Annotated in this window: 31 protein-coding genes; 11 read left to right on the forward strand and 20 right to left on the reverse strand. The window is 66.9% G+C overall.

The features are described from left to right. Window positions 1–34: 34 nt before the first annotated feature. From ACOI2T_RS29080 to mmsB, 3 genes are read left to right on the forward strand one after another with little or no spacing between them, the layout of a single operon-like run. Window positions 35–1,555, forward strand: coding sequence for a CoA-acylating methylmalonate-semialdehyde dehydrogenase (locus ACOI2T_RS29080; protein WP_085146575.1), 1,521 nt, complete (start codon window positions 35–37; stop codon window positions 1,553–1,555). A 7-nt stretch (window positions 1,556–1,562) separates the two neighbouring features. Then, window positions 1,563–2,729: an acyl-CoA dehydrogenase family protein gene (locus ACOI2T_RS29085; protein ID WP_409502055.1), complete on the forward strand. Its 1,167-nt coding sequence runs from the start codon at window positions 1,563–1,565 to the stop codon at window positions 2,727–2,729. An 8-nt stretch (window positions 2,730–2,737) separates the two neighbouring features. Next, the gene (mmsB, locus tag ACOI2T_RS29090) at window positions 2,738–3,610 is read left to right on the forward strand and encodes a 3-hydroxyisobutyrate dehydrogenase (protein WP_409502056.1); all 873 of its coding nucleotides are present in this window, start codon (window positions 2,738–2,740) and stop codon (window positions 3,608–3,610) included. A gap of 614 nt (window positions 3,611–4,224) precedes the next feature. On the opposite strand, the gene ACOI2T_RS29095 is transcribed toward mmsB, so the two are convergent. Beyond that, window positions 4,225–5,025 (reverse strand): HAD family hydrolase, encoded by an 801-nt coding sequence (locus tag ACOI2T_RS29095; RefSeq protein ID WP_409502057.1) that lies wholly within the window; start codon window positions 5,023–5,025, stop codon window positions 4,225–4,227. Between the two features lie 104 nt (window positions 5,026–5,129). Between ACOI2T_RS29095 and ACOI2T_RS29100 the strand changes: the two genes are divergently transcribed. The 3 genes from ACOI2T_RS29100 to ACOI2T_RS29110 all read left to right on the forward strand — a co-directional run bounded on the left by ACOI2T_RS29100 (window position 5,130) and on the right by ACOI2T_RS29110 (window position 7,465). Further along, window positions 5,130–5,792 carry a response regulator gene (locus ACOI2T_RS29100; RefSeq protein ID WP_067842311.1) on the forward strand — a complete coding sequence of 221 codons (663 nt, stop codon included), beginning with the start codon at window positions 5,130–5,132 and terminating at the stop codon, window positions 5,790–5,792. Beyond that, window positions 5,789–6,997 carry a GAF domain-containing sensor histidine kinase gene (locus ACOI2T_RS29105; protein WP_409502058.1) on the forward strand — a complete coding sequence of 403 codons (1,209 nt, stop codon included), beginning with the start codon at window positions 5,789–5,791 and terminating at the stop codon, window positions 6,995–6,997. The genes ACOI2T_RS29100 and ACOI2T_RS29105 overlap by 4 nt, the downstream gene beginning before the upstream one ends. Before the next feature lie 84 nt (window positions 6,998–7,081). After that, on the forward strand, window positions 7,082–7,465 hold the full coding sequence (locus ACOI2T_RS29110) for a nitroreductase family deazaflavin-dependent oxidoreductase (RefSeq protein WP_067842305.1): 384 nt from the start codon (window positions 7,082–7,084) through the stop codon (window positions 7,463–7,465). On the opposite strand, the gene ACOI2T_RS29115 is transcribed toward ACOI2T_RS29110, so the two are convergent. The 11 genes from ACOI2T_RS29115 to secY form a co-directional block, all read right to left on the reverse strand. Beyond that, window positions 7,462–7,890 (reverse strand): hypothetical protein, encoded by a 429-nt coding sequence (locus ACOI2T_RS29115; protein WP_409502059.1) that lies wholly within the window; start codon window positions 7,888–7,890, stop codon window positions 7,462–7,464. The two genes, ACOI2T_RS29110 and ACOI2T_RS29115, sit on opposite strands and share 4 nt — an antisense overlap. Window positions 7,891–7,931: 41 nt before the next feature. Then, window positions 7,932–8,435, reverse strand: a complete 504-nt coding sequence (locus ACOI2T_RS29120) for a MarR family winged helix-turn-helix transcriptional regulator (protein ID WP_085146563.1) — start codon at window positions 8,433–8,435, stop codon at window positions 7,932–7,934. A gap of 32 nt (window positions 8,436–8,467) precedes the next feature. Continuing rightward, window positions 8,468–9,499, reverse strand: a complete 1,032-nt coding sequence (locus tag ACOI2T_RS29125) for a pyridoxal phosphate-dependent aminotransferase (protein WP_409502060.1) — start codon at window positions 9,497–9,499, stop codon at window positions 8,468–8,470. Next, the gene (locus tag ACOI2T_RS29130; protein ID WP_110775282.1) at window positions 9,499–10,524 is read right to left on the reverse strand and encodes a 3-oxoacyl-ACP synthase III family protein; all 1,026 of its coding nucleotides are present in this window, start codon (window positions 10,522–10,524) and stop codon (window positions 9,499–9,501) included. Before ACOI2T_RS29130 ends, ACOI2T_RS29125 begins: the two co-directional genes overlap by 1 nt. 8 nt (window positions 10,525–10,532) lie before the next feature. Continuing rightward, on the reverse strand, window positions 10,533–11,213 hold the full coding sequence (locus ACOI2T_RS29135; RefSeq protein ID WP_085146558.1) for an SRPBCC family protein: 681 nt from the start codon (window positions 11,211–11,213) through the stop codon (window positions 10,533–10,535). Continuing rightward, window positions 11,194–12,927: a thiamine pyrophosphate-binding protein gene (locus tag ACOI2T_RS29140; protein WP_409502061.1), complete on the reverse strand. Its 1,734-nt coding sequence runs from the start codon at window positions 12,925–12,927 to the stop codon at window positions 11,194–11,196. Before ACOI2T_RS29140 ends, ACOI2T_RS29135 begins: the two co-directional genes overlap by 20 nt. 136 nt (window positions 12,928–13,063) lie before the next feature. Then, window positions 13,064–13,801 carry an anti-sigma factor family protein gene (locus ACOI2T_RS29145; protein ID WP_409502062.1) on the reverse strand — a complete coding sequence of 246 codons (738 nt, stop codon included), beginning with the start codon at window positions 13,799–13,801 and terminating at the stop codon, window positions 13,064–13,066. Further along, a complete protein-coding gene (locus tag ACOI2T_RS29150) occupies window positions 13,798–14,319 on the reverse strand; it encodes a sigma-70 family RNA polymerase sigma factor (protein WP_067842281.1) in 522 nt (173 codons plus the stop codon). Before ACOI2T_RS29150 ends, ACOI2T_RS29145 begins: the two co-directional genes overlap by 4 nt. Window positions 14,320–14,432: 113 nt before the next feature. Further along, window positions 14,433–15,230: a type I methionyl aminopeptidase gene (gene map, locus ACOI2T_RS29155; RefSeq protein ID WP_409502063.1), complete on the reverse strand. Its 798-nt coding sequence runs from the start codon at window positions 15,228–15,230 to the stop codon at window positions 14,433–14,435. Continuing rightward, a complete protein-coding gene (locus tag ACOI2T_RS29160) occupies window positions 15,227–15,772 on the reverse strand; it encodes an adenylate kinase (RefSeq protein WP_067842274.1) in 546 nt (181 codons plus the stop codon). Before ACOI2T_RS29160 ends, map begins: the two co-directional genes overlap by 4 nt. Next, complete coding sequence (gene secY / locus ACOI2T_RS29165; protein WP_067842272.1) at window positions 15,769–17,094, reverse strand: preprotein translocase subunit SecY; 1,326 nt, start codon at window positions 17,092–17,094, stop codon at window positions 15,769–15,771. The genes ACOI2T_RS29160 and secY overlap by 4 nt, the downstream gene beginning before the upstream one ends. A 266-nt stretch (window positions 17,095–17,360) precedes the next feature. On the opposite strand from secY, the gene ACOI2T_RS29170 reads away from it, so the two are divergent. Genes ACOI2T_RS29170 through ACOI2T_RS29185 form a run of 4 tightly spaced genes read left to right on the forward strand, consistent with a single transcriptional unit; the run spans window position 17,361 to window position 21,010 of the window. Next, window positions 17,361–18,275 (forward strand): class I SAM-dependent methyltransferase, encoded by a 915-nt coding sequence (locus ACOI2T_RS29170; protein ID WP_409502064.1) that lies wholly within the window; start codon window positions 17,361–17,363, stop codon window positions 18,273–18,275. Window positions 18,276–18,284: 9 nt separating this feature from the next. Beyond that, window positions 18,285–19,187, forward strand: a complete 903-nt coding sequence (locus ACOI2T_RS29175; protein WP_085146551.1) for a class I SAM-dependent methyltransferase — start codon at window positions 18,285–18,287, stop codon at window positions 19,185–19,187. 7 nt (window positions 19,188–19,194) lie between these two features. Further along, window positions 19,195–20,091 carry a class I SAM-dependent methyltransferase gene (locus ACOI2T_RS29180; RefSeq protein ID WP_067842266.1) on the forward strand — a complete coding sequence of 299 codons (897 nt, stop codon included), beginning with the start codon at window positions 19,195–19,197 and terminating at the stop codon, window positions 20,089–20,091. Between the two features lie 7 nt (window positions 20,092–20,098). Continuing rightward, window positions 20,099–21,010, forward strand: coding sequence for a class I SAM-dependent methyltransferase (locus ACOI2T_RS29185; protein WP_409502065.1), 912 nt, complete (start codon window positions 20,099–20,101; stop codon window positions 21,008–21,010). Between the two features lie 573 nt (window positions 21,011–21,583). On the opposite strand, the gene sppA is transcribed toward ACOI2T_RS29185, so the two are convergent. Next, window positions 21,584–23,368: a signal peptide peptidase SppA gene (sppA, locus tag ACOI2T_RS29190; protein WP_409502066.1), complete on the reverse strand. Its 1,785-nt coding sequence runs from the start codon at window positions 23,366–23,368 to the stop codon at window positions 21,584–21,586. Window positions 23,369–23,468: 100 nt separating this feature from the next. Here sppA and ACOI2T_RS29195 point away from each other — a divergent pair, with 100 nt between their 5' ends. Beyond that, entirely contained in the window at window positions 23,469–23,621 is a 153-nt protein-coding gene (locus tag ACOI2T_RS29195) for a hypothetical protein (RefSeq protein ID WP_409502067.1), read from the forward strand. Window positions 23,622–23,657: 36 nt separating this feature from the next. On the opposite strand, the gene rplO is transcribed toward ACOI2T_RS29195, so the two are convergent. From rplO to ACOI2T_RS29230, 7 genes are all read right to left on the reverse strand, one after another. Next, entirely contained in the window at window positions 23,658–24,101 is a 444-nt protein-coding gene (rplO, locus tag ACOI2T_RS29200) for a 50S ribosomal protein L15 (protein WP_067842257.1), read from the reverse strand. Between the two features lie 5 nt (window positions 24,102–24,106). Then, window positions 24,107–24,286, reverse strand: coding sequence for a 50S ribosomal protein L30 (rpmD, locus tag ACOI2T_RS29205; protein ID WP_067842254.1), 180 nt, complete (start codon window positions 24,284–24,286; stop codon window positions 24,107–24,109). A 2-nt stretch (window positions 24,287–24,288) separates the two neighbouring features. Further along, window positions 24,289–24,936 (reverse strand): 30S ribosomal protein S5, encoded by a 648-nt coding sequence (rpsE, locus tag ACOI2T_RS29210; RefSeq protein WP_084356398.1) that lies wholly within the window; start codon window positions 24,934–24,936, stop codon window positions 24,289–24,291. Window positions 24,937–24,961: 25 nt separating this feature from the next. Then, complete coding sequence (gene rplR / locus ACOI2T_RS29215) at window positions 24,962–25,375, reverse strand: 50S ribosomal protein L18 (protein WP_067842248.1); 414 nt, start codon at window positions 25,373–25,375, stop codon at window positions 24,962–24,964. Between the two features lie 2 nt (window positions 25,376–25,377). Continuing rightward, window positions 25,378–25,917, reverse strand: coding sequence for a 50S ribosomal protein L6 (gene rplF, locus ACOI2T_RS29220; protein ID WP_067842247.1), 540 nt, complete (start codon window positions 25,915–25,917; stop codon window positions 25,378–25,380). 13 nt (window positions 25,918–25,930) lie between these two features. Further along, complete coding sequence (rpsH, locus tag ACOI2T_RS29225) at window positions 25,931–26,329, reverse strand: 30S ribosomal protein S8 (RefSeq protein WP_067842245.1); 399 nt, start codon at window positions 26,327–26,329, stop codon at window positions 25,931–25,933. A gap of 84 nt (window positions 26,330–26,413) precedes the next feature. Further along, window positions 26,414–26,599: a type Z 30S ribosomal protein S14 gene (locus tag ACOI2T_RS29230; RefSeq protein WP_064946110.1), complete on the reverse strand. Its 186-nt coding sequence runs from the start codon at window positions 26,597–26,599 to the stop codon at window positions 26,414–26,416. Window position 26,600 lies beyond the last annotated feature (1 nt).

The raw sequence follows: 26,600 nt of genomic DNA on the forward strand, positions 1-26,600 counted from the left end.
CTGCACCAATGCGCACAAACCTTGGACGGATGTCATGACCACACAGATCCAGCACTTCATCAACGGCCAGCGCACGAGCGCCGGCTCGACTCGCACCGCCGACGTCATGAACCCCAGCACCGGCGAGGTTCAGGCGCAGGTGCTGATGGCGTCGGCCGCCGATGTCGACGCCGCCGTCGCGGGCGCGGCTGAGGCACAGAAAGAGTGGGCCGCCTACAACCCGCAGCGCCGCGCGCGCGTGCTCATGCGGTTCATCGATCTGGTCAACCAGAACGCCAACGAACTGGCCGAGTTGCTGTCGCTTGAGCACGGCAAGACCGTCGCCGACTCGCTCGGCGACATCCAGCGCGGCATCGAGGTCATCGAGTTCGCCGTCGGCATTCCCCACCTGCTCAAGGGCGAGTTCACCGAGGGTGCGGGCACCGGCATCGACGTCTACTCGATCCGTCAGCCGCTTGGCGTGGTCGCCGGCATCACGCCGTTCAACTTCCCGGCCATGATCCCGCTGTGGAAGGCCGGCCCGGCGCTGGCATGCGGAAACGCGTTCGTGCTCAAGCCTTCTGAGCGTGACCCCTCGGTGCCGGTGCGGCTGGCCGAGCTTTTCATCGAGGCCGGGCTGCCCCCGGGCGTCTTCCAGGTGGTGCACGGCGACAAGGAGGCCGTCGACGCCATTCTCGAGCACCCGACCATCCAGGCGGTGGGCTTCGTCGGCAGCTCCGACATCGCCCAGTACATCTACTCCGGCGCGGCCGCACACGGTAAGCGCGCGCAGTGCTTCGGCGGCGCCAAGAACCACATGATCGTGATGCCCGACGCCGATCTCGACCAGGCCGTCGACGCACTGATCGGCGCGGGCTACGGCAGTGCAGGCGAGCGGTGCATGGCCATCAGCGTGGCGGTCCCGGTGGGCGAAGAGACGGCAAATCGCCTGCGCAACCGCCTCGTCGAGCGCGTCAAGCAACTGCGGGTGGGCCACAGCCTCGATCCCAAGGCCGACTACGGACCACTGGTCACCGAGGCCGCGCTCAAGCGCGTCAAGGACTACATCGGCCAGGGCGTCGAAGCCGGGGCCGAGCTGGTGGTCGACGGCCGCGAGCGGGCCACCGACGAGCTCACCTTCGATGAAGCCGACCTTTCCAAGGGCTACTTCATCGGCCCCAGCCTGTTCGACCACGTCACCACCGACATGTCGATCTACACCGACGAGATCTTCGGTCCGGTGCTGTGCATCGTGCGCGCACACGACTACGACGAGGCATTGCGCCTGCCCACCGAACACGAATACGGCAACGGCGTCGCGATTTTCACGCGTGACGGTGACGCTGCCCGCGACTTCGTGTCCCGGGTCCAGGTCGGCATGGTCGGCGTCAACGTGCCGATCCCGGTGCCGGTGGCCTACCACACCTTCGGCGGCTGGAAGCGGTCCGGCTTCGGTGACCTCAACCAGCACGGCCCGGCCTCGATCCAGTTCTACACCAAGGTCAAGACGGTGACCGAGCGCTGGCCGTCGGGCATCAAGGATGGCGCCGAATTCGTCATCCCGACCATGAAGTAGCGGCCGCGTGAATCTGCACGATCTGGACGACGACGACCGGGTGATCGCCGAAACGGCGGCCGCGTTCGCCGAAAAGCGCATCGCGCCATACGCGTTGGAGTGGGACGAGAAGCACCACTTCCCCACCGACGTGCTGCGCGAGGCGGCCGAACTCGGCATGGCGGCGATCTACTGCCGTGAGGACGCCGGGGGCAGCGGGCTGCGCCGTATCGATGCGGTACGCATCTTCGAGCAACTCGCGGCCGCCGATCCGACCATCGCGGCATTCCTGTCCATCCACAACATGTGCGCGTGGATGGTCGACAGCTTCGGCACCCACGAGCAACGCAAGACCTGGGTGCCGCGGCTGGCCTCGATGGAATCGATCGCGAGTTACTGCCTGACCGAACCGGGGGCGGGATCGGACGCTTCGGCGTTGCGTACCAGGGCAGTTCGCGACGGAGAGGATTACGTCCTCGACGGCGTCAAACAGTTCATCTCCGGGGCGGGCACATCCGACGTCTATGTCGTGATGGCCCGCACCGGCGGCGAAGGGCCGCGCGGCATATCGGCATTCGTGGTCGAAAAGGACACGCCCGGACTGAGTTTCGGTGCCGACGAGCAGAAGATGGGCTGGAACGCGCAGCCGACCGCACAGGTGATCTTTGAAGGCGTGCGGGTGCCTGCCGATGCCATGCTGGGCGGCACCGAGGGCGAAGGCACCGGGTTCGGCATCGCGATGAAGGGCCTCAACGGCGGCCGGATCAACATCGCGGCGTGCTCGCTGGGCGGTGCCCAGGCCGCCTATGACAAGGCCGTGGGCTACCTCGCCGACCGTCAGGCATTCGGCGGTGCACTTCTCGATGAGCCGACGGTCCGGTTCGCACTGGCAGACATGGCCACCGGTCTGGAGACGTCGCGAAACCTGTTGTGGCGTGCGGCGTCTGCGCTCGACGCGGATCACCCCGACAAGGTGACGCTGTGCGCGATGGCCAAGCGGTACGTCACCGATACCTGCTACGACGTGGCGGATCAGGCGTTGCAGCTGCACGGTGGCTACGGCTACCTGCGCGAGTACGGCCTGGAGAAAATCGTCCGCGATCTGCGGGTGCACCGCATCCTTGAGGGAACCAACGAAATCATGCGTGTGGTCATCGGTCGCGCGGAAGCCGCCCGAGCCCGCGCCTCGGCATAGGGAGACACGTGACGACGATCGCATTCCTCGGTTTGGGCCACATGGGCGGCCCGATGGCGGCCAACCTCGTCGCCGCGGGCCATACGGTGCGCGGCTTCGACCCGGTGCCTGACCTGAAGGCGGCAGCAGAAGCCAACGGCGCCACGGTGTTCGACAGCGGAGCCGAGGCGGCAGCCGAGGCCGAAGTGGTGATCACGTCATTGCCCAACGGCGCCATCGTCAAGGCGTGCTACGACGAGGTGTTGCCCGCGGCACCCAAGGGCACGCTGTTCATCGATACGTCGACCATCTCGGTCGACGATGCCCGTGAGATCCACACGCAGGCCGTCGACCACGGACACGCGCAACTCGACGCACCGGTGTCGGGCGGCGTGAAGGGTGCGACGGCAGGCACGCTGGCGTTCATGGTCGGTGGCGAGGACGACGCGGTGCAGCGCGCCCGGCCGGTGCTCGATCCCATGGCGGGCAAGATCATTCACTGCGGCGGCTCGGGCACCGGTCAAGCGGCCAAGCTCTGCAACAACATGGTCCTGGCCGTACAGCAGATCGCGATCGGTGAGGCGTTCGTGCTCGCCGAGAAACTCGGCTTGTCCGCACAGTCGCTGTTCGACGTGATCACCGGCGCGACCGGCAACTGCTGGTCCGTCCACACCAACTGCCCGGTGCCTGGACCGGTTCCGACGTCGCCGGCCAACAACGATTTCAAGCCGGGCTTCGCGACTGCACTGATGAACAAGGACCTCGGCCTGGCGATGGCGGCGGTCTCCTCGACCGGCGCCTCGGCCCCGCTCGGTACCCACGCCGCCGAGATCTACGCGCAGTTTGCGGTGGACAACGCCGACAAGGACTTCAGCGCGGTGATCGAAACGCTGCGCGGCTGAGGCCGGAGGTGGGCACGCGCCTTCGTCGCGGCGTGTGTCTGCCCACGCCTCCAGCGCGGTGCCTGTCTGCCCGCCTATGCGCGACAATGTCGCTGAATTCGCCACACCAGCCTCACTGGCCCTACCAGGCCCAGAGCGCTAAACCACACAGGCCACAACAACTTCGCCGAGAAACACCAGCCACTTTGGTTACGCGCCCGCGTTGCAGCGGCACTGTCGCTCGTAGGCGGACAACAGATGACGTTGGTGTTGACGGTATTCGTTGCGGCGTCTACGCCGAGGACTGCTGCCACCTACTGGCTGGAAGCCTAGGCATAGTGAACAGATAGCCGCCGGGTGCTTTCGACGTTCCGGGCCAAGAATGTCGTATGGCCACACCCGCGCGACAATGTCGCTCGTATGCGGGCAGGCGAATCGGCGATACGCATGATACTCATTGGCGCCAGAGTGTCAGCTGTTATCACAGGTGTGGGATTGATGTGAAACATGTTGCGGGAGAGGCGCTATCAGCGACATTGTCGCGCATAGGCGGGCAGAACCACACCTACTGCCCGGAGAACGATGTCCGGAGAACGCCAAGAGCCGACGCGACAGCCAGACCCGGCCGCGCAGCGCTAAGCCGCCGACGGGCTGTGCTGGGCCCACCACTGGGCGTGGACGCGCCGGCACGTCGTCAACCGCAGCGGTTCGGATCCGGCGTAATCGGGCCGAACCGCGGCGGCAGTCCGCGCGGCCACGCCGGTGTCGAACGCGGTGATGAGCACCGTGGCCAACCCGGCGGCATTGGCGGCGCGCAGACCGTCGGCCGAGCCCGTCACGGCGAGTGCGTCATGCGGCAACACCCCGAGTTCGGCCAGTGCGTGGCGGTAACCGTCAGCGGGCTTGCTCACGTCATCGCCGGTGACGACCGTTTCCACCAAGCCTTCGCCGACCAGTTGCCGAACCAGCGGCTCGGCCCAGCGGCGACGGCCGCTGGACACGACGCCCACCGGTATCCCGTCGGCGAACGCATCCATCACGAGGTCCACCAGACCGGGCCGCGGCGTCAGCCCCAGGTCGAGGATCATCTCGTCGAACATCATGTCCTTGGTCGCGCAGATCTCGTCGGCGAGCAGTTCGGTGAGCACGTCGCATTCCGGCCCGACGCAGCGCTTGCGGAGTTCGGCCGCGACGCGTTGGCGCTCGTCGTGCAACGCCAGCAGCCGGCGATAACGCGGGACGCTCCAGGCGATGGACAACCCGTGCGCGGCGAACGCGGCGTTGAAGACAACGCGATGCCCGTCGACGTCAAGGTCGGACAGGGCATCGAGATCGAAGATCACCGTCCGCAACGGACAGGCAGTGGTGTCTGACGGCTGCGGACAGTCCCACCAGAACCGTCCGGCACGCCATGTTTTCTCCTGTGTTGTGGGCACCTGACGAGAGTGGCCCACATCACACCCGCTCCGCGTCCCCCGTAGGGGGGATTGGGCAGGCCAAGTTGAGCTACCGAACCGATCTGCCCATTTAGGGTGATGGCATGGCGCCCTCCAGCCCAGTGCGCCTTGTGCTGGTCGATGACCACGAGATGGTCATCGAGGGTCTCAAGGCCATGCTCGCCGCGTTCGCCGATCGGGTGCAGGTGGTCGGTCAGGCCGTCGGCGCCGAGCGGGCGCTCGGCGTGGTCGAAGACCTCAACCCCGACATCGTGTTGTGCGACGTGCGCATGCAGGGCTCCAGCGGGCTCGACCTGTGCCGGACGCTGCGCGAGCGTGACCCGGACCGCAAAGTGGTCATGCTGTCGGTCTACGACGACGAGCAATACCTGTTCCAGGCGCTGCGGGTCGGCGCGTCCGGCTATCTGCTCAAGAGCATCAGCAGCGATGAACTGGTACGTCAGCTGGAATTCGCCCATGGTGGCGAGACCGCGATCGACCCCGGCATGGCCGCGAGGGCGGCGGGCACCGCGGCCCGTTTGCAGCGCGACGAGTTCTGGCCGGGTGTGCGCCAGGGGTTGACCCAACGGGAGAGCGAGATCCTGTCGTACGTCGTCGCCGGGTTGTCCAACCGCGGGATCGCCAACAAGCTCGTGATCGGCGACGAAACCGTCAAGACGCATCTGCGGTCGATCTACCGCAAGCTCGGGGTTGGGGACCGCGCGGGCGCGGTCGCGACCGCACTGCGCGAGGGCATCTACCAATGACCACGAAACGTGACCTCGCCTCGATCGACCTCACCGCCGACCGCGAGCTCGCGCTCCTGCGTGAACTCATCCAGGCGGCGTCGAGCGGTCCAGGCGTCGAGCCGCTCGCCGCCGCGGCAGCCCGGATGATCACCGCGGCCACCGCGACCGACGTGTGCTTCGTACACGTGCTCGACGATTCCGATCGCTCCCTCACCCTGACCGGGGCCACCCCGCCGTTCGACAGCGAGGTGGGCAAGATCCGGCTGCCGCTCGGGCAGGGCATCTCGGGCTGGGTGGCCAGCCACCGCGAACCCGTGGTGATCAGCCACGACAAGGAGGCCGATCCGCGCTATCTGCCGTTCGAGTCACTGCGCGGACGCGACTTCACCTCGATGGTCTCGGTGCCGATGGAGACCGGCCCCGGCGGTCTGGTCGGCGTGCTCAACGTCCACACCGTGCATCGCCGCGAGTTCACCGCCCGCGACGTCGAACTGCTCGTGGTCATCGGCCGGCTCATCGCGGGTGCGCTGCACCAGGCGCGGCTGCACCGCCAGCTCGTCGCCCGGGAACGGGCCCACGAGAACTTCGTCGAGCAGGTCATCGAGGCGCAGGAACTCGAACGGCGCAGGCTCGCCGCCGATATTCACGACGGCATCTCGCAGCGGCTCGTGACGCTGTCGTACCGGCTGGACGCCGCGGCCCGCGCGGTCGGCGAACCGACGGCGGTGGCCGAACAACTCGACAAGGCACGCGAACTCGTCGACCTCACGTTGCAGGAAGCCCGCGCCGCGATCAGCGGCTTGCGGCCGCCGGTGCTCGACGACCTCGGCCTGTCGGGTGGCCTCGCGAGCCTGGCCCGCTCGATCCCCCGCGTGGAACTTGAGGTCGACCTCGCCGAGACCCGCGTGCCCGATCACATCGAGCTGGCGCTGTACCGCATCGCCCAGGAGTGCCTGCAGAACGTCGTCAAACATGCCGAGGCCAGCCGGGCGAGGCTCACCTTCGCTGTGGAGGACGGTGTCGCACGTCTCGAAATAGTCGACGACGGAAAGGGTTTCGACACCTTTGAGCATCCTCTCGGCAGCGACGAGACGAGTGGGTACGGGCTGCTCTCGATGGCCGAGCGTGCCGAGATCGTCGGGGGCCGGCTCAACATCCGCTCTCGCCCAGGGACGGGCACCACGGTGACCGCGACCATTCCGCTGCCCAGCGTCATGGAATAGCGCTGCACAAATTCAACGATCGTTGACTTCGCCGGACCCGGCGCACTACGCTTGACGGAGTAATTCAACAACTGAGGAGTTCTGATGCCGGCTCCACGCTGGGTCGCTCGCGCCAACAAGATCGGCCTCAATCGGCTCACCCAATTCATCGCCCCGTGGGCTCCGGGCTGGGCCGTCGTCATCCATCGCGGCCGCAAGTCGGGCCGCACGTTCCGCACGCCGCTGTGGGCGTTCAGGCGTCCACACGGTTACGTCATCGCGCTCACGTACGGATCGCAGGCCGATTGGGTACGCAACGTGCTCGCCGCCGGCGGGTGCGAATTGGAAACCCGGCGCCACCACTATCGACTCACCGACCCCAGGGTCTACCGCGACGAAAGCGCCGCGGGCATGCCGGCGTTCATCCGCTTCATGTTGCGCCGCGTGATCAAGGCGCCGGAGTTCCTCAGCCTCGAGTTGGCGGCCTAACCGCCGAGTTTCCCCGCGTACTCGGGGCACTCGTATTTCACGGCCACGTCGACGATCACCAGGAGTGCTTCGGGCGGCAGTTTGCTGCCCATCTGGATCAGTACGTCGACGACATCCTGCTTGGAGTCGTTGAAGCTGCCCGCGGCCATGATGCAGGCCAGTGACACCTGATCGCTGATCGCCGAATCCGAGCCCTCGATCCCCGCGCCCCGCACCTCGGCGAACGCCTCCGGCGGCAGACCGGTGCCCGGTGCGGCGGTCGCCGTGGGTGTGCGGGTCCGGGTGGGGCTTTTGGTCGGCTTCTTCGACGTCGTGAACGGGGTTACGTCATCCGGTGCGGTAGCAACCCCCGACGTGGTGGTGGTGCAGGCCGCGACCGCTATCGCGGCGGCCGCGAGCACCAACCCCAGACGCTTGGCGTACATAGTGCTCCCCTCGATTGAGTTCGAGCCTACTGCCGCAGAATTCAGAAGTCCCCGGAGTTGCGGCGCAGCGTCTCGATCGACGCGGCCAGCGCCCGCGATTCCTCGTCGGACATCCCGACGTCAGCGAACACTTGCTCGTTGAGCGTCACGGTCGCGTCCTCGACGGTGGAGCGCCCCAGATCGGTGATCCGCACCAGCGTGGTGCGGCCATCGGTCGGATGCGGGATCCGTTCCACCAGACCGTTGGCCTCCAGACGCCGGATCGCATGCGTGACGCTCGTGACGTGCACCTGAAGCCGGTCCGAGGCCTTGGTGATCGGCAGGGCCCCGGTACGGCTGAACGCGAGCAGGCGCAACAGTTCGAACCGGGAGAAGCTCAGATCGTAGGGCCGCAGCGCGGTCTCCACGCGCGCCAGCAGGATCTGGTGCGCCCGCATAACCGAGGTCACCGCGACCATGCCGCCCGCGACATCGCCCCATCCGGCAGCCTCCCAGTTCGCGCGCGCCAGCGCGATGGGGTCACGCTTGTCCGGTGGGGAGGGCACGGTTCTTCATACCGCATTCCGCCCCGAACCCGTCAGCGGACTGCGCGCACCGCCCGAAGCACGGCTCGGGTGGACTGTCGTGACCCGATGGTGATCCGCACACCACCGTCGGCGTAGTGGCGCACCTGCAGGCCGGTGCCGTCGAAGACTTCGCGCCACGGCGCGTGGTCGGCGGGCAGATAGATGAAGTTGGCCTGGCCGTCGGTCGTGTAGACACCCAGCGCACGCAGCCGCATCTGCAGGTATCGCCGCTCGGCGGCGATCATCCGGATCCTTTGGCGTAATTGGCTTTCCGCATCATAGGACGCGGCAACGGCCACCATGGCGGTGAGCCCGATGCCGAACGGCAGTTGCATCGTCCACAGTTGCCGGCCGAGTTCGGGGGCGCAGAAGCCGTACCCGATCCGCAGCCCCGCCAGACCGTATGCCTTCGAAAAGGTGCGCACCACCACGACATTGCCGAACCGGGCGACGAGGCTCGGCCCGTCGATACGGTGCTCGGCGGCCAGGAACTCCACATACGCCTCGTCGAGCAACACGACGGTGTCGGCGGGCACGCGGGCCAGGAACCGTTCGATGTCGGCCGCCGGTTCGACGGTGCCGGTCGGGTTGTGGGGCCGGCAGACCACCACGACCCTGGCGTGTGCCGCGGCCTCGGCCATCGCGTCGAGGTCGTGGTGGCCGTGGCGGTCGAGCGGAACGGTGACCGATCGCAACCGCGCCATCTGAGCGAATATGGGATACCCGTCGAACGTCGGTGACGACATCACCATGGTGTCGCCCGGGCTGGTCACGGCGTGCAGCACCTGCATGATGACGCCGGTCGCACCGACCCCGATGACGACCTGGTCCTCACCGATCCCGTCATGTCCGGCGATCAGCGACCGCAACCGCTCGGGCAGGAACTCCGGATAGCGGTTGACGGCGTCGTTCGAGGTGCTCAGCGCCGACCGGACTGCGGGCAGCGGCGGGAACGGACATTCGTTGAGCGACAACGCCAGCGGATTGACCGCCTGTGGGAGCGCACTGACCGCATCGAGCAGTGCGCCGCGCGGCGACGCCATCAGACTCGCCCGCCCCATCGAACGGCCGCTGCCCCGGCGAAATCACCGGCATGCGCGAAGGCCGACATCAACACGGTGTCCCCCGCCTTGACCCGGCCGTCGGTGATCGCCCGGTCCAGGTTGACGGGAATCCCCGCGGCGAACAGGTTTCCGCATTCGTCGAACGTGTCGACGTGGCGTTCGGCGGGCAGTTCGAGCGCCTCGCGCCAGTTGCGCAGGAACACCCGGTTCGGCTGGTTGGTCACCAGCAGGTCAACGTCCTTGGGCTGCATACCGATCCGGTCGCACACGGCGTAGGACACCTCGGGCACCTGCCGGTTGCCGCGGGCCAACACCTTGGTGATCTTGCTTTCGGTGAACCCGATGCATCCTTCGCCCGGGCCTGCTGCCCACCATTTGCGCGGCGGGTCGACCGAGATGGTCATGTCACCCGCGTATTCGCCATAGGTGCGGCATTCGACGTCGAGGATCGGTGAGCTGTCCGAAAGCGTCACCAACCCGACCGCCGCACCGTCGCCGGGTACCGAGGCCTGCGCCTTGCGGCGGATGGTCTCCTGCTCGAAGATCTGGCCCGCCGCGTTCTGGGCAACCGCGATCAGGGCGGTGTGGCCCTCTCCCGACGCCAGGAGATTACGGGCGAGTTTGAGGCCGAGCACGAACGCCGCGCAGCCGCCGTTGTGGAGATCGATGACCCAGTTCGGTTTCATGCCAAGGCGATGCGCCATACCCCCGCCGCCGCCGTAGAACGGCATGTCGGGCAGCTGCGTGTGGGTGATCAGCACGTCGGCGCCCGTGACGACGTCGGCGCCGTGGCGTTCGATGAGCCCGGCCGCCGCCCGTTCGACCATGTCGATCGCGGTCTCGTCGGGCGCCACGTGGTGACGGAACCGCGGCGCCCGGAACATCAGGTTGTCCCGCAGATCATCGGAGTCGGCGAACTGCGCGTAGTAGTCGGCGCCGATCGCGTCACCGGGCAGGTACGTCGAGACGTCGACGAGGCTCACGGCGGTGTTGTCGTTGGTCATGGGCAGGCTCATTTCATCCAGGCCGGGGTGAGCGGCAGGCCGTTGCGGTGGCGGTACTCGGCGATCGCCTTGAGGTTCTTCAGTTCGAGCAGGTGGCCGGGGCCGAACATGTCCCAGAAGTCACCGACCCACACCGGCCGGCCCGGCGGCGCGGTTTCCGGATACGGGTTGTGGTCGTAGAACGGATGGTGGCAATTGGTCCACAGCACAACTGATCCCGGCTTGTCGAAGACCACCTGGGCATCGACGACACGCATCAGATAGATCATCCACAGGTGTTTGCCCTGATCCCAGGCACAGTGGTAATCGACGGTCATCGCATCGCGATTGGCCACGGTGCGCGTGTAGATCTCACTGCCGGGTCCCCCGTGGCCGGCGCCGAGCCGGTCGTGGGCCAGCCACAGGCCCGGCTCCTCCGTGGGGCTGAAACCGCGCAGGCTGTAAGTCCACTCCTCCAGACAACGGGTGTCGGACAGGTAGTCGTACAGCTCGTCGGGTGGGCAGTCGATGTAGTCGTTGACGGTGCAGTACTCGCCGAACACCTGGTCGTGCGGGTAGACCGACCGCATCATCTCCATGATGATCGGCGTGGCCTTCTCCTTGGGTGAGGTCTCGATGCGGATGAGCCCATCGATGGGGTCGGCAGTGCCCCGGTGGGTGGTGATGTCTTCAAGCGCGGGCAGCGACATGGGATGTGTTCTCCTTCGTGGTCGACGGTGTGTTGGTGGACTTGGCGAGAAACGCTGCGAACGGGGGTATTTCGTCGGGTGAGCACTCCACGCTGACGACGGACGGTCCGTCGGATTCGAGAGCGGTGCGCAGTGCGGCGGGCAGGTGCTCGATGTCGTCGACATCGAGCGCGATCAGGCCAGGGAACATGGCCGCCAGGCCTGCGCCCAGCCGGCTCGGGCCGAACCTGTTGTAGCTGTACTGATCGTCGTAGAACAGTTGCTCACGGGTCACGCACATGGCGTGCGCGTGGTTGTCGAACAGCAGGAACGTGATGGGCAACCGGTACTGCACGGCAGTGTGAATCTCCATGCCGTGCATGAAGAACGACCCGTCACCCGCGATCACCACGGTCCGCCGACGCATGCCTCCGCCGGCGCGGTGAAAGGTCATCCCGATGCCCGCACCGAAGCTGTAGCCCATGCCGCCCATCCCGAGCGCGACCATGAATCGGCCGTCCCGGCGGACCGGCAGATAGTGGATGGCCGAGGCGCCGATGTTGCCGGCATCGACGACGATGTCGGTGCCGTCGGGTAGCGCGGCGTCGAGCACCGTCATGGCATCGCGGTAACGGATACCCGGCCCGTCGTGGGGCGGCGGCCGTAATTCGCTGTGCGCCATGCTCTCCGGGACGCGCACCTGGGTCGGGCGCCCGTGCCCGGACAACGCCTGGCTGAGCAGGTTCAGCGTGCCGCGCAGGTCGTCGGTGTGCACATGGGGGCACGGCAGATACGGCGGCGCCGAGCCGATCGAGATGGTGGGGACGGTACCCAGCACATCGTCGAGGCCCGCCCGGGCGGTGACCGTCATGCGGGTGCCGACGAGCAGGCACACCGCGCTCTGCGCGGCGGCCGCCACGACACCCGGATGTCCCATCACGCCGGACACCCCCAGCGACGAGGATGACCCGAGACCCGGTATGCCCGCGGTGTCCTTGGCGTCGGGCACCGTCGCCACCCGCGCCCGCAGAGTTGCCCGCAGCTGCTCCAACTCGTGCCGCGCATCGTCCCTGGCGACCTGTTCACCGGCGAATATGGTGATCGGACCGTCCGCGCCGCGTAGCATCTCGGCCAGCATCCGTGGATCGGAAAGTGATGTGCCCGCGGGCTTTCCGTTGACCCGCCCGTTGGCGTGTGTGGGTTTGTCGATGACGGCCTGCTGGATGTCCTTGGGCAGCAGCAACACCGCCGGCCCGCCGCTGCGTGCCGCGGCCACCGCCTCCGGCAGCATCGTCAGAATGTCGGCGGGTGTCACCACCCGGCGGCAATACACCGAAACGGCCGAGAACAGCGCCAGGCCGTCGAGTGCGCCGTTCTCACCGCTGGTGTCCTGGAAGGCGCCCCGCCCGTCCAGGGCGGTCGGCGCCTGCCCGATCAACGCCAGCACGCCGACCCGGCTGGCCAGTGATTCGCCCAGGCCGGGCACGGTGTTCAGGCAGCCGCCCCCTGAGGTCGCGGCCACCACCCCGAGCCCGGCGCCGCTGCGGCTGTATCCGTCCGCCATTGCGGCAGCGGAGAATTCGTGTTTGGCCAACACCGCGGTGATGCCCTCACGAAAGAATGCCGCGTCGTACAGATCCTCGATGTTGGCGCCGTCGACGCCGAAGATGTGTGAGACCCCGCTTGCTGCGAGAAAGCCGACGATGTGGTCGACCACCCGGTGCCCTTTGGCCATATGTCACCTGCTCCTGTCCTCTGCCTAGTGACACGACCGGTGAGTAGGGTCGGTTCACCGCGGAGGTGGGTTTGAGCAGATTCCAACCATCGGCGCAGCAAGCTGGCAGGTGAGACGGCGCGACAGTCCCCGGCGTCTACAGCTTCTTTTCGAGCAGCACCTTGCCGTCGGGCGACGAAACCATCTGCACCGCAGCGATTTCCTCCATGGGCTTCTGGGTGTTGCCGCTCGGCAGTGCCGTCGCACCGGACAGCCCCAGCCAGGTCGCGATCTCCTCACGGCTGCCGTCGCGGCCGACCACCACCATGCCCAGGTTCTGCGGAGGTGCGTCGCGACGGCCCCAGTCCCCGTACGTGCACGCCATGTCGATCCGGGTGCCCCAGCCGTAGCTGGTCATCGCGATACTGGCGTTGATCGGGGTCTGGGAGACCTTGGTCATCTCGAGCATCTGCGCGGTCTGCTGCTGCTCGGCGCCGCGCTGCAGGCCGATGATCTCCGGGCGGATCGCGATCACCATGCCGACCGCCAACAGCGCCGCCGCGAGCCCGACCGCGCCCGAGGTGATCCACCGTGATCGCCGCCGCCGCGAGCTGACCTTGGTCAGCACCGACTGCAGCACCTCAGGGCGCAGGGGTGGTTCGGGCTCTGCTTCGTCGAGGGCCCGCACGTCGTCGAGTTCGAGCATCGCCAGCAGCGCCGGCATGCCGCTCAGTTCGGCGACCGCGGCGCGGCACTGCGCACACCCCGCGAGGTGCGTCTCATACTCGCGGCGCTCATTGCTGTCCAGCGAGCCGAGCACGTAGGCGGCGTCCCAGGTCGCGTATCGATCCGGCTCGACGGGGTCGACGCCATGGGGTACACCGAATCGGGTCATCGTGTCACCCCCATTTCCTGCAAGTTGAGCTTCAACGCGCGGACCGCGTAGTGCAGCCGTGATTTCACTGTGCCTTCGGGTATCTGCAGATCGCTCGCGATCTGTCCGGTGGTCCAGCCCTGGTAGTAGGCGCGGCGGATCACCGCCCGGTGTTCTTCGGAGAGTTGGCTGAGCGCCGTGCTCAGCAGTAGCCGGTCCAACGCGGTATCCACCTGGTCTGGGGCGGCCTGATGATGGTCGGCCACCTGTTCGGGGTCCGGGACACCGGTTTCGTTGCGAAACCGAGCGCTCCGGCGTTCGTCGATGATCATGTTGCGCGCCACGGTGAACAGCCAGGCGCGGGCCGAACGGTCCGTGTCGGCGGTGACATCGGGATGGCGCCAGGCCCGCAACAGGGTCTCCTGCACGACGTCCTCGGCACGGGCGCGATCGCCCGTGAGCCGCAGGGCGTACCGCCACAATGCCCCGGCATGCTCGTCATAGAGCGCCCGCATCATCGCGGCCTCCGGATCGTCCATTCCCAACCTCCGTCTTTGATACGACGTTGGCGGTGATCCAGTTCATTACTACCTTTGCGCGGGCCCACCTCACCAGGGCTGGGGCGATAAACAGGTAGTGATTGCTGGCGGCCCTACTGGGTGAGGATGCGCGGCCCGTCGTCGGTGACGGCGACGGTGTGTTCCCAGTGCGCGGCGCGCGTGCCGTCGGCGGTGACGACTGTCCACTCGTCTTCGAGCACCACGGTCTTGGTGGTGCCCAGCGTCAGCATCGGCTCGATGGCAAGCACCGAACCGGGAGCCAGATACGGGCCGCGTCCGGGCGAACCCTCATTCGGCAGGAACGGGTCCATGTGCATCTGCCTGCCGATGCCGTGCCCGCCGTAGCCCGCGACGATGCCGTACTTACGGTCATGCCGGGCCTCGGCGGCGTGCGTCTCGACCTCGATCGCGTGCGAGACGTCGGTGAGCCGGTTGCCGGGTACCATCGCGGCGATTCCGGCCTCCATGGCCGCCTTCGTCGCCGCCGAGAGTGCCGCGTCGGCGTCGATCAGAGTGCCGACGCCGAACGTGACGGCGGAGTCGCCGTGCCAGCCGTCGACGATGGCGCCACAGTCGATGGACACCAGATCGCCTGCGGCCAGCACCTCGCTGGCCGATGGAATCCCATGCACCACACGGTCATTCACCGACGCGCAGATGCTGGCCGGAAAGCCGTGGTAGCCCAGGAACGACGGCGTGCCGCCACCGTCGCGGATGACGGACTCGGCGACGCGGTCGAGTTCGAGCGTCGAGACGCCCGGCGCGGCGGCGGCCCGGACCGCACGCAATGCGGCGGCGACGAGCGCGCCCGCTACAGCCATCGCGTCCAGTTCCGCGGGGGTGCGCTGCGCGACGACCTTGCGGTTACGCAGCCCCGGCAGGTTGATCACTTGCCCAATGCGCGCAGCGCCCTGGCGAACACCTCGTCGAGACCACCCACCGCGTCAACGGTCTTCAGATCGTCGCGGTAGTACTCCAGCAACGGCTCGGTCTCGTCGCGGTAGACCTTCATCCGGTTGCGGATCACCTCGTCGGTGTCGTCGGCGCGTCCGCGGCCCTTGAGGCGGGTCAGCAGTTCGTCCTCGGAAACCTGGAACTCCAGCACCGCGTCCAGCTTGGTGTTGCGGGCGGCCAGCATGTCCTTGAGCGCACCGGCCTGCTCGACCGAGCGCGGGTAGCCGTCGAGAATGAATCCGGCAGCCGCGTCCTCTTGGTCGATACGGTCCTCGACCAGGCGGTTCGTCAGTTCGGCCGGCACCAGGTCGCCTGCGTCGAGGTAACGCTTGGCCTCCACGCCGAGCGGCGTGCCGTCGCCGATGTTCTTGCGGAAAAGATCCCCGGTGGAGATTTGCGGGATGCCGAGCTTCTCGGACAGCTTCTCTGCCTGCGTGCCTTTGCCCGCACCGGGCGGTCCGAGTAGAACGACTCTCACTTCAGGAACCCTTCGTAGTTGCGTTGCATGAGCTGGCTCTCGATTTGTTTGACGGTATCCAAGCCGACACCGATCATGATGAGAACCGCAGTACCGCCGAATGGCAGATTCTGTACCGACCCGGTGTTACCGATCTCCAGGAACAAGTTCGGCAGCACGGCGATCACGCCGAGGTAGATCGAGCCGGGCAGGGTGATCCGACTCAGCACGTACCGCAGGTAGTCCGCGGTCGGCTTACCGGGCCGGATGCCTGGGATGAACCCGCCGAACTTCTTCATCTCGTCGGCACGCTCGTCAGGGTTGAACGTGATCGACACGTAGAAGTACGTGAAGAACACGATCAGGCCGAAGTAGATCGCGATATAGACCGGATCTGCGGGGTTGGTCAGGTAGTCGGCGACGAACTTGTCCCACCAGCCGGTGCCCGGGTTGGAGCTGCCGCTCTGGATCAACTGCGTGATCAGGTGCGGGATGTAGATCAGCGACGACGCGAAGATGACCGGGATGACGCCGGCCTGGTTGACCTTGAGCGGCAGGTAGGTCGAGGTGCCGCCGTACATCTTGCGGCCCACCATGCGCTTGGCGTACTGGACCGGGATACGGCGCTGGCCCTGCTCGACGAACACGACGCCGATGATGATGATCAGCGCGGCCACGCAGACCGCGGTGAACACCACGCCGCCGCGGCTCTCCAGGATGGTCTGGCCCTCCGACGGGATGCGGGCGGCGATACCGGCGAAGATCAGCAGCGACATGCCGTTGCCGATGCCGCGCTCGGTGACGAGCTCGCCCATCCACATCACCAGGGCCGCGCCCGCGGTCATGACCATCACGATGACGATGAGGCCGAAGATCGAGCTGTCCTGGATGATGTCGAGCGAGCAGCCCTGCAGCAGGCCGCCGTTGGCGGCGAGCGCCACGATGCTCGTGGCCTGCAGGATCGCCAACGCGATCGACAGATAACGCGTGTACTGCGTCATCTTGGCCTGCCCGGCCTGGCCTTCCTTGCGCAGCTGCTCGAACCGCGGGATGACCACCGTCAGCAGCTGCACGATGATGCTCGCGGTGATGTAGGGCATGACGCCCACCGCGAACACCGTGAGCTGCAGCAGTGCGCCACCGGAGAACAGGTTGATCAGCGAGTAGATCTGTGCCGAGTCACCGCCACTCACCTGCTCGATGCACTTCTGCACGTTCGGGTAGTTCACCCCGGGAGACGGGATCGACGCGCCGACTCGATACAGGATCACCACGCCCAGCGTGAACAGGATCTTGCGTCTGAGGTCGGCCGTCCGCAGCGACGAGATGAAAGCCGAAAGCACTCTTCCTCCTGCGCAGCCGACCTCTTCAGCGCGGCGTGCCAAATGGGGCTGGTGGGTCCAGCGGTTTGGTCAAGTCATGTGCAGCAGTTCGGCAGGCGCGCAGCCTGCGAACTCAGCTGTCAAACAGTCTACGAGAGTAACAGTTGCACCCTCGTTGGCCCGCATCGCTGCGCGCTCCCGCGGGCTAAGGCTGTCTTCAGATTCGGAGCGTACAGTCGGCGCCAGCTCGTTACACCGACTAACTAACACGGACAAAAGGGGACGTTATGGCGCGGACGGACAACGATACTTGGGATTTGGCATCGAGCGTCGGAGCTACCGCGACGATGGTTGCCGCCGCGAGGGCGATGGCGACGAACGCCGAAGATCCGGTGATCGATGACCCGTACGCAGGACCGCTCGTGCGCGCGGTCGGCGTCGACTTCTTCACCAAGCTCGTGGACGGTGATTTCAAGGTCGAAGACCTCGACGAGGAGGCCGCGACCGGCCTCACCCGGTTCGCCAACGGCATGGCCGCCCGCACCCGCTTCTTCGACGACTTCTTCCTGGACGCCTCGCGCGCAGGCATCCGGCAGGCCGTGATCCTGGCCGCCGGGTTGGACTCGCGGGCCTACCGGCTGCCGTGGCCGGCCGGCACCGTGGTCTTCGAGATCGACCAACCGCAGGTGATCGAGTTCAAGACCCGCACGCTCGCCGAACTCGGCGCAGGCCCGACCACCGACCGACGCGCGGTCGCCGAGGATCTGCGCTACGACTGGCCCGCGGCCCTGCGGGCGGCCGGATTCGACTCCACCAAACCGACCGCCTGGATCGCTGAAGGCCTTCTCGGCTACCTGCCGCCCGAAGCCCAGGACCGGTTGCTCGACCTGATCACCGAGCTGAGCGCGCCGGGCAGCCGCGTCGGTGTCGAAGGTGTCCCGAGCACCAAGGCAGAGGATCAGGAAACCATCCGCGCGCGGATGCAGGATTTCTCCGATCGGTGGAAGGCCCACGGGTTCGACCTCGATTTCAGCGAGCTGGTGTTCCTCGGCGATCGCGCCGACGTGACGGCATACCTGGACGGGCACGGCTGGCGCACCACGAGCATCAGCACCAACGACCTCCTCGTCCGCACCGGTCTGCCGCCGATCGAAGACGATGCCCAGTTCGCGTCGGTCGTCTACATCAGCGCCGAGAAGTAGGACCGCCCGATGGCGCGCTCCGACACCGACAACTGGGACCTCGCCTCGAGCGTGGGTGCGACGGCGACCATGGTCGCCGCGGCGCGTGCCCTCGCCAGCGCGGAACCGCAGCCTCTGATCGACGATCCGTATGCCGCTGCCCTGGTCCGTGCGGTGGGCGTGGACTTTTTCACCAAGCTGGTCGACGGTGACGTCGAGTTGGACGGTGAGGACGCCGCGGCCGCGCAGATGATGATCTCGGTCATGGCCGTCCGCACCCGCTTCTTCGACGACTTCTTCTCAGCGGCCGGTGCGGCGGGCATCCGGCAGGCCGTGATCCTCGCTTCCGGTCTCGACTCGCGCGCCTACCGGTTGGCCTGGCCCGCCGGTACCGTCGTCTACGAGATCGACCAGCCTCAGGTGATCGAGGCGAAGTCGGCGACCATGGCCGGCATCGGGGCCGCCCCGAGCGCCGAACGCCGGGCGGTTGCGGTGGATCTGCGCGACGACTGGCCTGCGGCTCTGCGCGCCGCCGGCTTCGATCCGTCCGTCCCGACGGCCTGGATCGCCGAAGGGCTGTTGATCTATCTGCCGCCCGAGGCCCAGGACCGGCTCTTCGACAACATCACCGCATTGAGCGCCCCTGGCAGCCGGCTCGCCACCGAGTTCCACCTCGATGTCGGGGCGACTTTCCGGGAGCGCGGCCAGGCCATGAGCCAACGCTGGCGCGAGCACGGCCTGGACATCGACCTGTCCGACCTCTGGTACGACGGCGATCGCAGCCCGGTGGACGGGTACCTGACGCAGCACGGCTGGCAGGTGACGACGCGTCCCCGGACCGAGATGTTCGCCGACTACGGCCGCACATTTCCCGACACCGACGACAACGCACCGATGCGTAGTTCGTTGGCGGTAACCGCGATACGAAAGTAGGAATCCGATGGCACGCACCGATGGCGACACGTGGGATCTGGCAAGCAGCGTCGGCTCGACCGCTACCGGCGTCGCCGCGTCCCGCGCGCTGGCGACCAAACAGCCTGACCCGCTCATCAACGACCCGTACGCCGATGCGCTCGTCAACGCGGTGGGTCTGGAACATTTCATCAAGCTCGCCAACGGAGAGTTGTGCGTCGAAGGCGACCAGATGCTCGACCGGCAGCGCATGTGTGAGCAGATCGCCGTGCGCACCCGGTTCTTCGACGACTTCTTCTCGGCGGCCGGTGCGGCAGGCATCCGGCAGGCGGTCATCCTGGCTTCCGGGCTCGACACCCGCGCCTACCGGCTGAACTGGTCGCCGGGCACCGTGGTGTTCGAGGTGGATCAGCCCGAAGTCATCGAGTTCAAGAGCCAGACCCTGGCCAAGCTGGGCGCCGAACCGGGTGCCGAACGTCGCGCGGTCGCCATCGACCTGCGGGACGACTGGCCTGCCGCGCTGCGCGCCGCGGGCTTCGATCCGTCCGCCCCGACCGCCTGGATCGCCGAAGGGCTACTGATCTATCTGCCGCCAGACGCCCAGGACCGGCTCTTCGACAACATCACCGCACTGTCGGCTCCGGGCAGCCGGCTGGCCACCGAGCACATGGACATGAACATGCTGTCCGAGGAATGGACCAAGAAGGTCAGCGAGTGGTCGAAGCGCGTCGGGTCCGAAGTCGACCTGAAGGACCTGTTCTATTCGGGCGAGCGCCACACGGCCCGCGACTATCTGAGTTCACACGGCTGGCAGGTGACGGTGGAGTCCACGCGCGACGCCTACGCTGGGAACGGCTTCGAACTCCCCGAGGACCTGGCCGAACTCGCCGGTGACTCGGGTTACCTGTCGGCTCAGTTCAAGTGAGGAATTGATGGCACGCAGCGACAACGACACCTGGGATCTGGCGTCCAGCGTCGGCGCCACCGCGACGATGGTCGCCGCCGGGCGCGCCATCGCGAGCCAGGATCCGCGGAGGCTGATCGATGACCCGTTCGCGGCACCGCTGGTGCGCGCTGTGGGCATCGACGCGTTCACCGCGATGGTCGACGGCACGCTCGACATCGAGGCCGTTGTGCCCGACGCCGCCGCGCGCGTCCGCGCGAACATCGACGAGATGGCCGTCCGGACAAAGTTTTTCGACGACTTCTTCGTCGCGTCGACGGAAGGCGGTATCCGCCAGGCCGTGATCCTCGCGTCGGGCCTGGACTCGCGGGCCTACCGGTTGCCCTGGCCGGCCGGCACCGTGGTCTATGAGATCGACCAGCCCGACGTCATCGAGTTCAAGACCCGGACGCTTGCCGGGCTGGGCGCCGAACCCGCGGCCGAGCGGCACACCGTGCCGATCGACCTGCGTGAGGACTGGCCCGCCGCACTGCGCGCCGCCGGATTCGACCCGTCGGCTCCGACCGCGTGGTGTGCGGAGGGTCTGCTGATCTATCTGCCGCCGGACGCGCAGGACCGGCTGTTCGACAACATCGCCGAACTCAGCGCACCCCGCAGCTCGGTCGCCACCGAGTTCGTGCCCGCCTTGAAGGATTTCGATGAGGAGAAGGCGCGCGAGGCAACCGCGACGTTCAGTCAGTTCGGGCTGAACCTCGACATGCCGTCACTCATCTACCACGGTGAACGGCATTCCGCGGCAGACTATCTCGCCGGCAAGGGCTGGCAGATGGATTCCGTGCCGCGGTCGGAGCTGTTCACGCGCTACGGCCTGCCGGTGCCCGACCTCGGAGAGGACGATCCACTGGGTGAAATCGTCTATGTGAGCGGGACATTCGGTTGAGCAGGTACGGCACGTAGTCGTTGCGCCCGGCTATGAGCGACAATGTCGCTGAAATCGCCTCGTGGGCAACGCTCGTCACACGCGCACCAAGCCGCGAGTCACGCAAAGCCACTCTTGCCTCAGCGGTCACGCGGGCAACGCGATTTCGGCTGCCCGCATTGCAGCGACAATGTCGCGCGCCAAGGCGGGCAACGGTGCGCGACTTCCGACTTCGGGGCAACGCAATCCACGCCAGTAACCGCGCGTGAAGCGCGGTGGCGGAAAATCGGCTTCGGGACCGCCACCGCGCTTCATACGCGGAACATTTCGAATGTGGGGCCATCCGCCCACCGACATCCCACGTCAAGGCGTCGATTGCGGGTCCGTATTCAACCCACCCTGCCAGCGACAATGTCGCTACAAGGCGGGCAGGTCAGATAGCGGAACCAGCGTGACCGGTGGTGCCCCACGGACCCATGTGACTCAGAGCGTGGAACCTCTGTGACCAATGTTGCGGCAGAGGCGATTTCAGCGACTTTGTCGCTCATAGCCGGGCGCATCGACAACTCGGGTCCGAGTCGCATAGGCGCGACGTCAGAACCGGTAATCCCCCACCCACAACGCGCTGACCCCGGTAACCGACCGTTCGGCATGATCGAGCACACCAGCCACCGACTGTCCCAGCAACGCACCAAGGGCCTGCGGCAACGAGGCCGCCGCCGGCTGCGACGAGGGCTTGGGCCGCAACATGTCCAGCCACGATGTGCCTGGGAAGCTCACCACCCGCACCTCGGTGTCCGGCTCCAGCCCGGCCAGCACCTTGGCGCGCGTGACCGCGGCGCGAAGTCCGCCGAGTTCGTCGACCAGGCCGTGTTCCTTGGCATCCGCCCCCGTCCACACCCGGCCACGCGCCACCGCGTCGACCGCCTCGACCGAAAGATTGCGGCCGTGGGCGACCCGCTCGATGAAGTCGGTGTAGAACAGGTCGGCCTCGGCCTCGACCTGCGCGTGCTGCTCATCGGTGAACGGCGCGTTGGTCGACCAGGCATCGGCATTCGCGTTGGTACGCACGCCGTCTGAGCCCACCCCGAGCTTGTCCTTGAGCTCACGGGAGATCAGCTTTCCGGTGACCACGCCGATCGAGCCCGTGATGGTTCCCGCGTTGGCGACGATCTCGTTGGCGCCCATCGACACGTAGTAGCCACCCGATGCGGCAACCGCACCCATCGAGGCCACCACCGGCTTGCCGGAGTCGCGCGTCCGAATCACTTCGCGCCAAATGGTTTCCGAGCCTGTGACCGATCCACCGGGGCTGTCCACCCGCAACACGATCGCCGACACGTCGTCGTCTGCGGCCGCCTCGCGCAGCGCCGCCGCGATGGTGTCGCCACCGGCACTCGCGTTCCCGAACGGCAGCATCTGCGGGCCACCTCGCCCGCTGACGATGGGGCCGTGCAGGGTCACCACGGCGATGGTCGGCTTGGCCTTGCGGCCCGGCAATTGCGGAAGCGGCGGAGCAGGTTTCGGTGCCGTCGCCCGCGCATAGCGCGACAGATACAGCCGCGGCGGTGCATCTTCGTCGTCGGCCTCGACGTTCTGCGGCCCACCCGACAACTCGCCGATACGGGCGTACGCCTCATCGCGGAAGCCGATGCGATCGACCAGGCCGCCGGTCACCGCGGCGTCACGCAGCAGCGGAGCCTGGTCGGCGAGCGCGTTGATCGCCTCCGGTTCGAGATTGCGTGACTCGGCGACGGCCTGCCAGACCTGGCCCTGCAGGCTCTCGATCAACCGACTGTCGGCCTCGCGGTGCGCATCGGTGTAGCGGTCCTGCGTGAAAAGGTTTGCCGCTGACTTGTATTCGCCGCGGGCCACGAACTGTGCCTCGATGCCGGCCTTGTCCAGCGCGTCGCGCAGGAACATCGCGCTTGTCGCGAAGCCGACGAGCCCGACGGTTCCCGACGGCTGCATCCACACCTCGCGGAATGCCGACGCCAGGTAGTACGACAAGGTGCCCGGATAGGTTTCGGCCCAGGCCAGCGTCGGCTTCACCGCGCCGAACGCGGCGATCGCATCCCGCAGTTCCTGCACCGGACCGGCTGCGGCGGCCGGGATCTGCACGCGCGCGATCAACCCGGCCACCCGGTCGTCTTCGGCCGCGCGGTGGATGGCCGCGACGGCCTGGCGCAGCACCAGGGGCCGTCCGCCGCTCGCGATCATCGCGAACGGATCGAATCCGACGGTCTCCGGCGGCACTGACAGCAGGTCGAGCTCCAGCACGCAGCCGCTGGGCACCCCGTTGTGACGCGCGGTGTCGACGCGGCGTACGAGTGCCCGAAGCTCGTCCGGGCCGGGAAGTCCAGGAAGAAAGTCCAACATGGCACGAGCCTACCGATCCGCGGTTCCGTGCGGCTGGGAGTGGCGGTCCTGGTCACCTCGCGGCACGATTCGCTGCGACTCGAACTACAGGACGTGATCGATGCCGGCGACCGGCGCCACCGTCGCCGAGGACCGCGAGCAGATGGAACGCCTTGCCGCCGAGGTCATCCCGCGACTGAGTCGAGTCGGCTTGAACGTTGTGTCGGTGAGCAACCACTCGCGAGCAGACGCGAAAGCACCCCAAATCCGTTGATTTGGGGTGCTTTCGCGTCTGCTCGCGCAGGAAAAACTACAGCTCGGTGACCGAACCACCGGCGGCGGTGATCGCCTCGCGGGCGCTACCGCTGAACTTGTTGGCGGTGACGTCGACCTTGACGGTCAGCTTGCCGTCGCCGAGGACCTTCACCAGGGTGTTCTTGCGAACCAGGCCCTTGGCCACCAGCTCGTCGACACCAACCGTGCCACCCTCGGGGAAGGCCTTGCTGATGTCGCCGACATTGACGACCTCGTACTCGGTGCGGAAGCGGTTCTTGAAGCCCTTGAGCTTCGGCAGCCGCATGTGGATCGGCATCTGGCCACCCTCGAACGTCACGGGGACGTTCTTGCGGGCCTTGGTGCCCTTGGTACCACGGCCTGCGGTCTTGCCCTTGGAACCCTCACCGCGACCCACACGGGTCTTGGCGGTCTTGGAGCCGGCAGCCGGCTTCAGGTCGTGAAGTTTGATAACGCTCATCTGTCCTAAACCTCCTCAACATCTACGAGGTGGTGAACGGTCTTGATGAGACCCCGAGTCTGGGCGTTGTCCTCACGCACCACCGATTGGCGGATCTTCTTGAGGCCCAGCGTCCGCAGGGTCTCCCGCTGCTTCCAGCGCGCACCGATGGTGCTGCGCACCTGGGTGATCTTGAGCTCTGCCATGGTTATGCCGATCCTTCACGCGCTGCCGCGGCGGCCAGCGCTTCGCTCTCACGCCGGGCCTTGAGCATGCCGGCCGGCGCAACATCCTCGATGGGCAGACCGCGACGGGCCGCCACCTCCTCCGGACGCTGCAGCAGCTTGAGCGCGGCAACGGTGGCATGCACCACGTTGATCGCGTTGTCACTGCCCAGCGACTTGGCCAGGACGTCGTGCACGCCTGCGCATTCCAGCACCGCGCGGCACGCGCCGCCGGCGATCACACCGGTACCGGGGCTGGCCGGACGCAACATCACGACACCGGCAGCGGCCTCGCCCTGAACCGGGTGCGTGACGGTGCCGCCGATCAGCGGGACGCGGAAGAAGTTCTTGCGAGCCTCTTCGACACCCTTGGCGATGGCGGCCGGAACTTCCTTGGCCTTGCCGTAGCCGACGCCGACCATGCCCTTGCCGTCACCGACGATCACCAGCGCGGTGAAGCTGAACCGGCGGCCGCCCTTGACGACCTTGGACACGCGGTTGATCGACACCACGCGTTCGATGTAGTTGCTCTTCTCACCGCTGTCGCGGCCACCACGGCCACCGCGGTCGTCGCGGCGACCGCGGCCGCCACGGCCCTCCGATGCCTGAGCGGCACCTGCCTGCTCGGCCATCATGCAGTCCTCTCGTTGACAGTCATCAGAATTTCAGGCCCGCCTCACGCGCGGCGTCAGCCAACGCAGCGATCCGGCCGCCGTAGGTGTAGCCACCACGGTCGAACACCACGGTGTCGACACCGGCAGCCTTGGCACGCTCGGCGATCAGCTGACCGACCCGAACGCTGTGCGCCTTCTTGTCGCCGTCGACGGCGCGCACATCGGCCTCGATCGACGAGGCCGCGGCCAGCGTCGTGCCCTCGAGGTCGTTGACCAGCTGGACGTGGATGTGGCGAGCCGAACGGTTGACGACCAGACGCGGGGTCTCGGCAGTGCCGGCGACCTTCTTGCGCAGGCGCGCGTGGCGACGCAGCCGCGCGTTCCGACGGGTCTCGGAGATGTTCTGCCCCACCGGCTTACGCTGAGCGGCAGCTGTGCCTTCAGTTTTGGTAGCCATGGTTACTTACCTGTCTTTCCGACCTTGCGGCGGATCTGCTCACCCTCGTAGCGAATGCCCTTGCCCTTGTACGGGTCCGGGCGACGCAGGCGACGGATGACCGCCGAGATCTGGCCGACCTTCTGCTTGTCGATACCCGAGACCGAGAACTTCGTCGGCGTCTCGACCGCGAAGGTGATGCCCTCGGGCGCCTCGATCAGAACGGGATGGCTGTAGCCGAGCGCGAACTCGAGGTTGCTGCCCTTGGCGACCACGCGGTAGCCGACCCCGAAGATCTCCATCTTGGTGGTGTAGCCCTCGGTCACACCGGTGACCAGGTTGGCCACCAGCGTGCGGGACAGCCCGTGCAGCGAACGGCTGCGCCGCTCGTCGTCGGGGCGGGCCACCACGATGGCGCCGTCGTCGTTGCGCGAAACCGTGATCGGCTCGGCGATGTCCAGGGCGAGCGTGCCCTTGGGTCCCTTGACCGACACGTTCTGTCCGTCGATCTGTACGTCGACCCCGGCGGGAACCGGAACCGGCTGCTTACCAATACGCGACATGTTTCCTACCCCCTCACCACACGTAAGCGAGGACTTCGCCGCCCACGCCCTGTCGTGCTGCCTGGCGGTCGGTGAGCAGACCCGAAGACGTGGAGATGATCGCCACGCCCAGGCCGCCGAGCACGCGCGGCAGATTGGTGGATTTCGCGTAGACCCGCAGGCCGGGCTTGGACACCCGGCGCAGGCCCGCGATGCTGCGCTCACGGCTCGGGCCGTACTTCAGCGAAACGATCAGCGACTTGCCGACGCGAGCATCCTCGGTGCGGTAGTCGTTGATGTAGCCCTCTTTCTTGAGGATCTCGGCGATGTTCGCCTTGATCTTCGAGTGAGGCAGGGTCACCTCGTCGTGGTACGCCGAATTGGCGTTGCGCAGACGTGTCAAGAAGTCTGCGATCGGGTCAGTCATCGTCATGACAACCGGCTCACCTTTCTCGCGGCGGTTCCCCCTGGCCCAATCACTTGGGGAGGCCTGCCGCAACCTGTTGGATTGGGTCTGTTACCAGCTGGACTTCTGCACGCCGGGCAGTTCACCCGCGTGCGCCATCTCGCGCAGGCAGATACGGCACAGCCCGAACTTGCGGAATACGGCGTGCGGGCGACCGCACCGCTGGCAACGCGTGTACGCGCGCACCGCGAACTTGGGCTTCTTGTTGGCCTTGTGGACCAGCGCCTTCTTTGCCATC

Source organism: Mycolicibacterium wolinskyi str. Jessa 2025 (genome assembly GCF_049241375.1).
Classification (GTDB): Bacteria; Actinomycetota; Actinomycetes; order Mycobacteriales; family Mycobacteriaceae; genus Mycobacterium; species Mycobacterium wolinskyi.

What these genes read in the sequence shown, in the direction of transcription:
- ACOI2T_RS29080 (WP_085146575.1), top strand. Translation starts at nt 35, where the DNA reads ATGACCACACAGATCCAGCACTTCATCAACGGCCAGCGCACGAGCGCC.
- ACOI2T_RS29100 (WP_067842311.1), top strand. Translation starts at nt 5,130, where the DNA reads ATGGCGCCCTCCAGCCCAGTGCGCCTTGTGCTGGTCGATGACCACGAG.
- ACOI2T_RS29105 (WP_409502058.1), top strand. Translation starts at nt 5,789, where the DNA reads ATGACCACGAAACGTGACCTCGCCTCGATCGACCTCACCGCCGACCGC.
- ACOI2T_RS29110 (WP_067842305.1), top strand. Translation starts at nt 7,082, where the DNA reads ATGCCGGCTCCACGCTGGGTCGCTCGCGCCAACAAGATCGGCCTCAAT.
- ACOI2T_RS29115 (WP_409502059.1), bottom strand. Translation starts at nt 7,890, where the DNA reads ATGTACGCCAAGCGTCTGGGGTTGGTGCTCGCGGCCGCCGCGATAGCG.
- ACOI2T_RS29125 (WP_409502060.1), bottom strand. Translation starts at nt 9,499, where the DNA reads ATGGCGTCGCCGCGCGGCGCACTGCTCGATGCGGTCAGTGCGCTCCCA.
- ACOI2T_RS29130 (WP_110775282.1), bottom strand. Translation starts at nt 10,524, where the DNA reads ATGACCAACGACAACACCGCCGTGAGCCTCGTCGACGTCTCGACGTAC.
- ACOI2T_RS29135 (WP_085146558.1), bottom strand. Translation starts at nt 11,213, where the DNA reads ATGTCGCTGCCCGCGCTTGAAGACATCACCACCCACCGGGGCACTGCC.
- ACOI2T_RS29140 (WP_409502061.1), bottom strand. Translation starts at nt 12,927, where the DNA reads ATGGCCAAAGGGCACCGGGTGGTCGACCACATCGTCGGCTTTCTCGCA.
- ACOI2T_RS29145 (WP_409502062.1), bottom strand. Translation starts at nt 13,801, where the DNA reads ATGACCCGATTCGGTGTACCCCATGGCGTCGACCCCGTCGAGCCGGAT.
- ACOI2T_RS29150 (WP_067842281.1), bottom strand. Translation starts at nt 14,319, where the DNA reads ATGGACGATCCGGAGGCCGCGATGATGCGGGCGCTCTATGACGAGCAT.
- ACOI2T_RS29170 (WP_409502064.1), top strand. Translation starts at nt 17,361, where the DNA reads ATGGCGCGGACGGACAACGATACTTGGGATTTGGCATCGAGCGTCGGA.
- ACOI2T_RS29175 (WP_085146551.1), top strand. Translation starts at nt 18,285, where the DNA reads ATGGCGCGCTCCGACACCGACAACTGGGACCTCGCCTCGAGCGTGGGT.
- ACOI2T_RS29180 (WP_067842266.1), top strand. Translation starts at nt 19,195, where the DNA reads ATGGCACGCACCGATGGCGACACGTGGGATCTGGCAAGCAGCGTCGGC.
- ACOI2T_RS29185 (WP_409502065.1), top strand. Translation starts at nt 20,099, where the DNA reads ATGGCACGCAGCGACAACGACACCTGGGATCTGGCGTCCAGCGTCGGC.
- sppA (WP_409502066.1), bottom strand. Translation starts at nt 23,368, where the DNA reads ATGTTGGACTTTCTTCCTGGACTTCCCGGCCCGGACGAGCTTCGGGCA.
- ACOI2T_RS29195 (WP_409502067.1), top strand. Translation starts at nt 23,469, where the DNA reads ATGCCGGCGACCGGCGCCACCGTCGCCGAGGACCGCGAGCAGATGGAA.
- rplO (WP_067842257.1), bottom strand. Translation starts at nt 24,101, where the DNA reads ATGAGCGTTATCAAACTTCACGACCTGAAGCCGGCTGCCGGCTCCAAG.
- rpmD (WP_067842254.1), bottom strand. Translation starts at nt 24,286, where the DNA reads ATGGCAGAGCTCAAGATCACCCAGGTGCGCAGCACCATCGGTGCGCGC.
- rpsE (WP_084356398.1), bottom strand. Translation starts at nt 24,936, where the DNA reads ATGGCCGAGCAGGCAGGTGCCGCTCAGGCATCGGAGGGCCGTGGCGGC.
- rplR (WP_067842248.1), bottom strand. Translation starts at nt 25,375, where the DNA reads ATGGCTACCAAAACTGAAGGCACAGCTGCCGCTCAGCGTAAGCCGGTG.
- rplF (WP_067842247.1), bottom strand. Translation starts at nt 25,917, where the DNA reads ATGTCGCGTATTGGTAAGCAGCCGGTTCCGGTTCCCGCCGGGGTCGAC.
- rpsH (WP_067842245.1), bottom strand. Translation starts at nt 26,329, where the DNA reads ATGACGATGACTGACCCGATCGCAGACTTCTTGACACGTCTGCGCAAC.
- ACOI2T_RS29230 (WP_064946110.1), bottom strand. Translation starts at nt 26,599, where the DNA reads ATGGCAAAGAAGGCGCTGGTCCACAAGGCCAACAAGAAGCCCAAGTTC.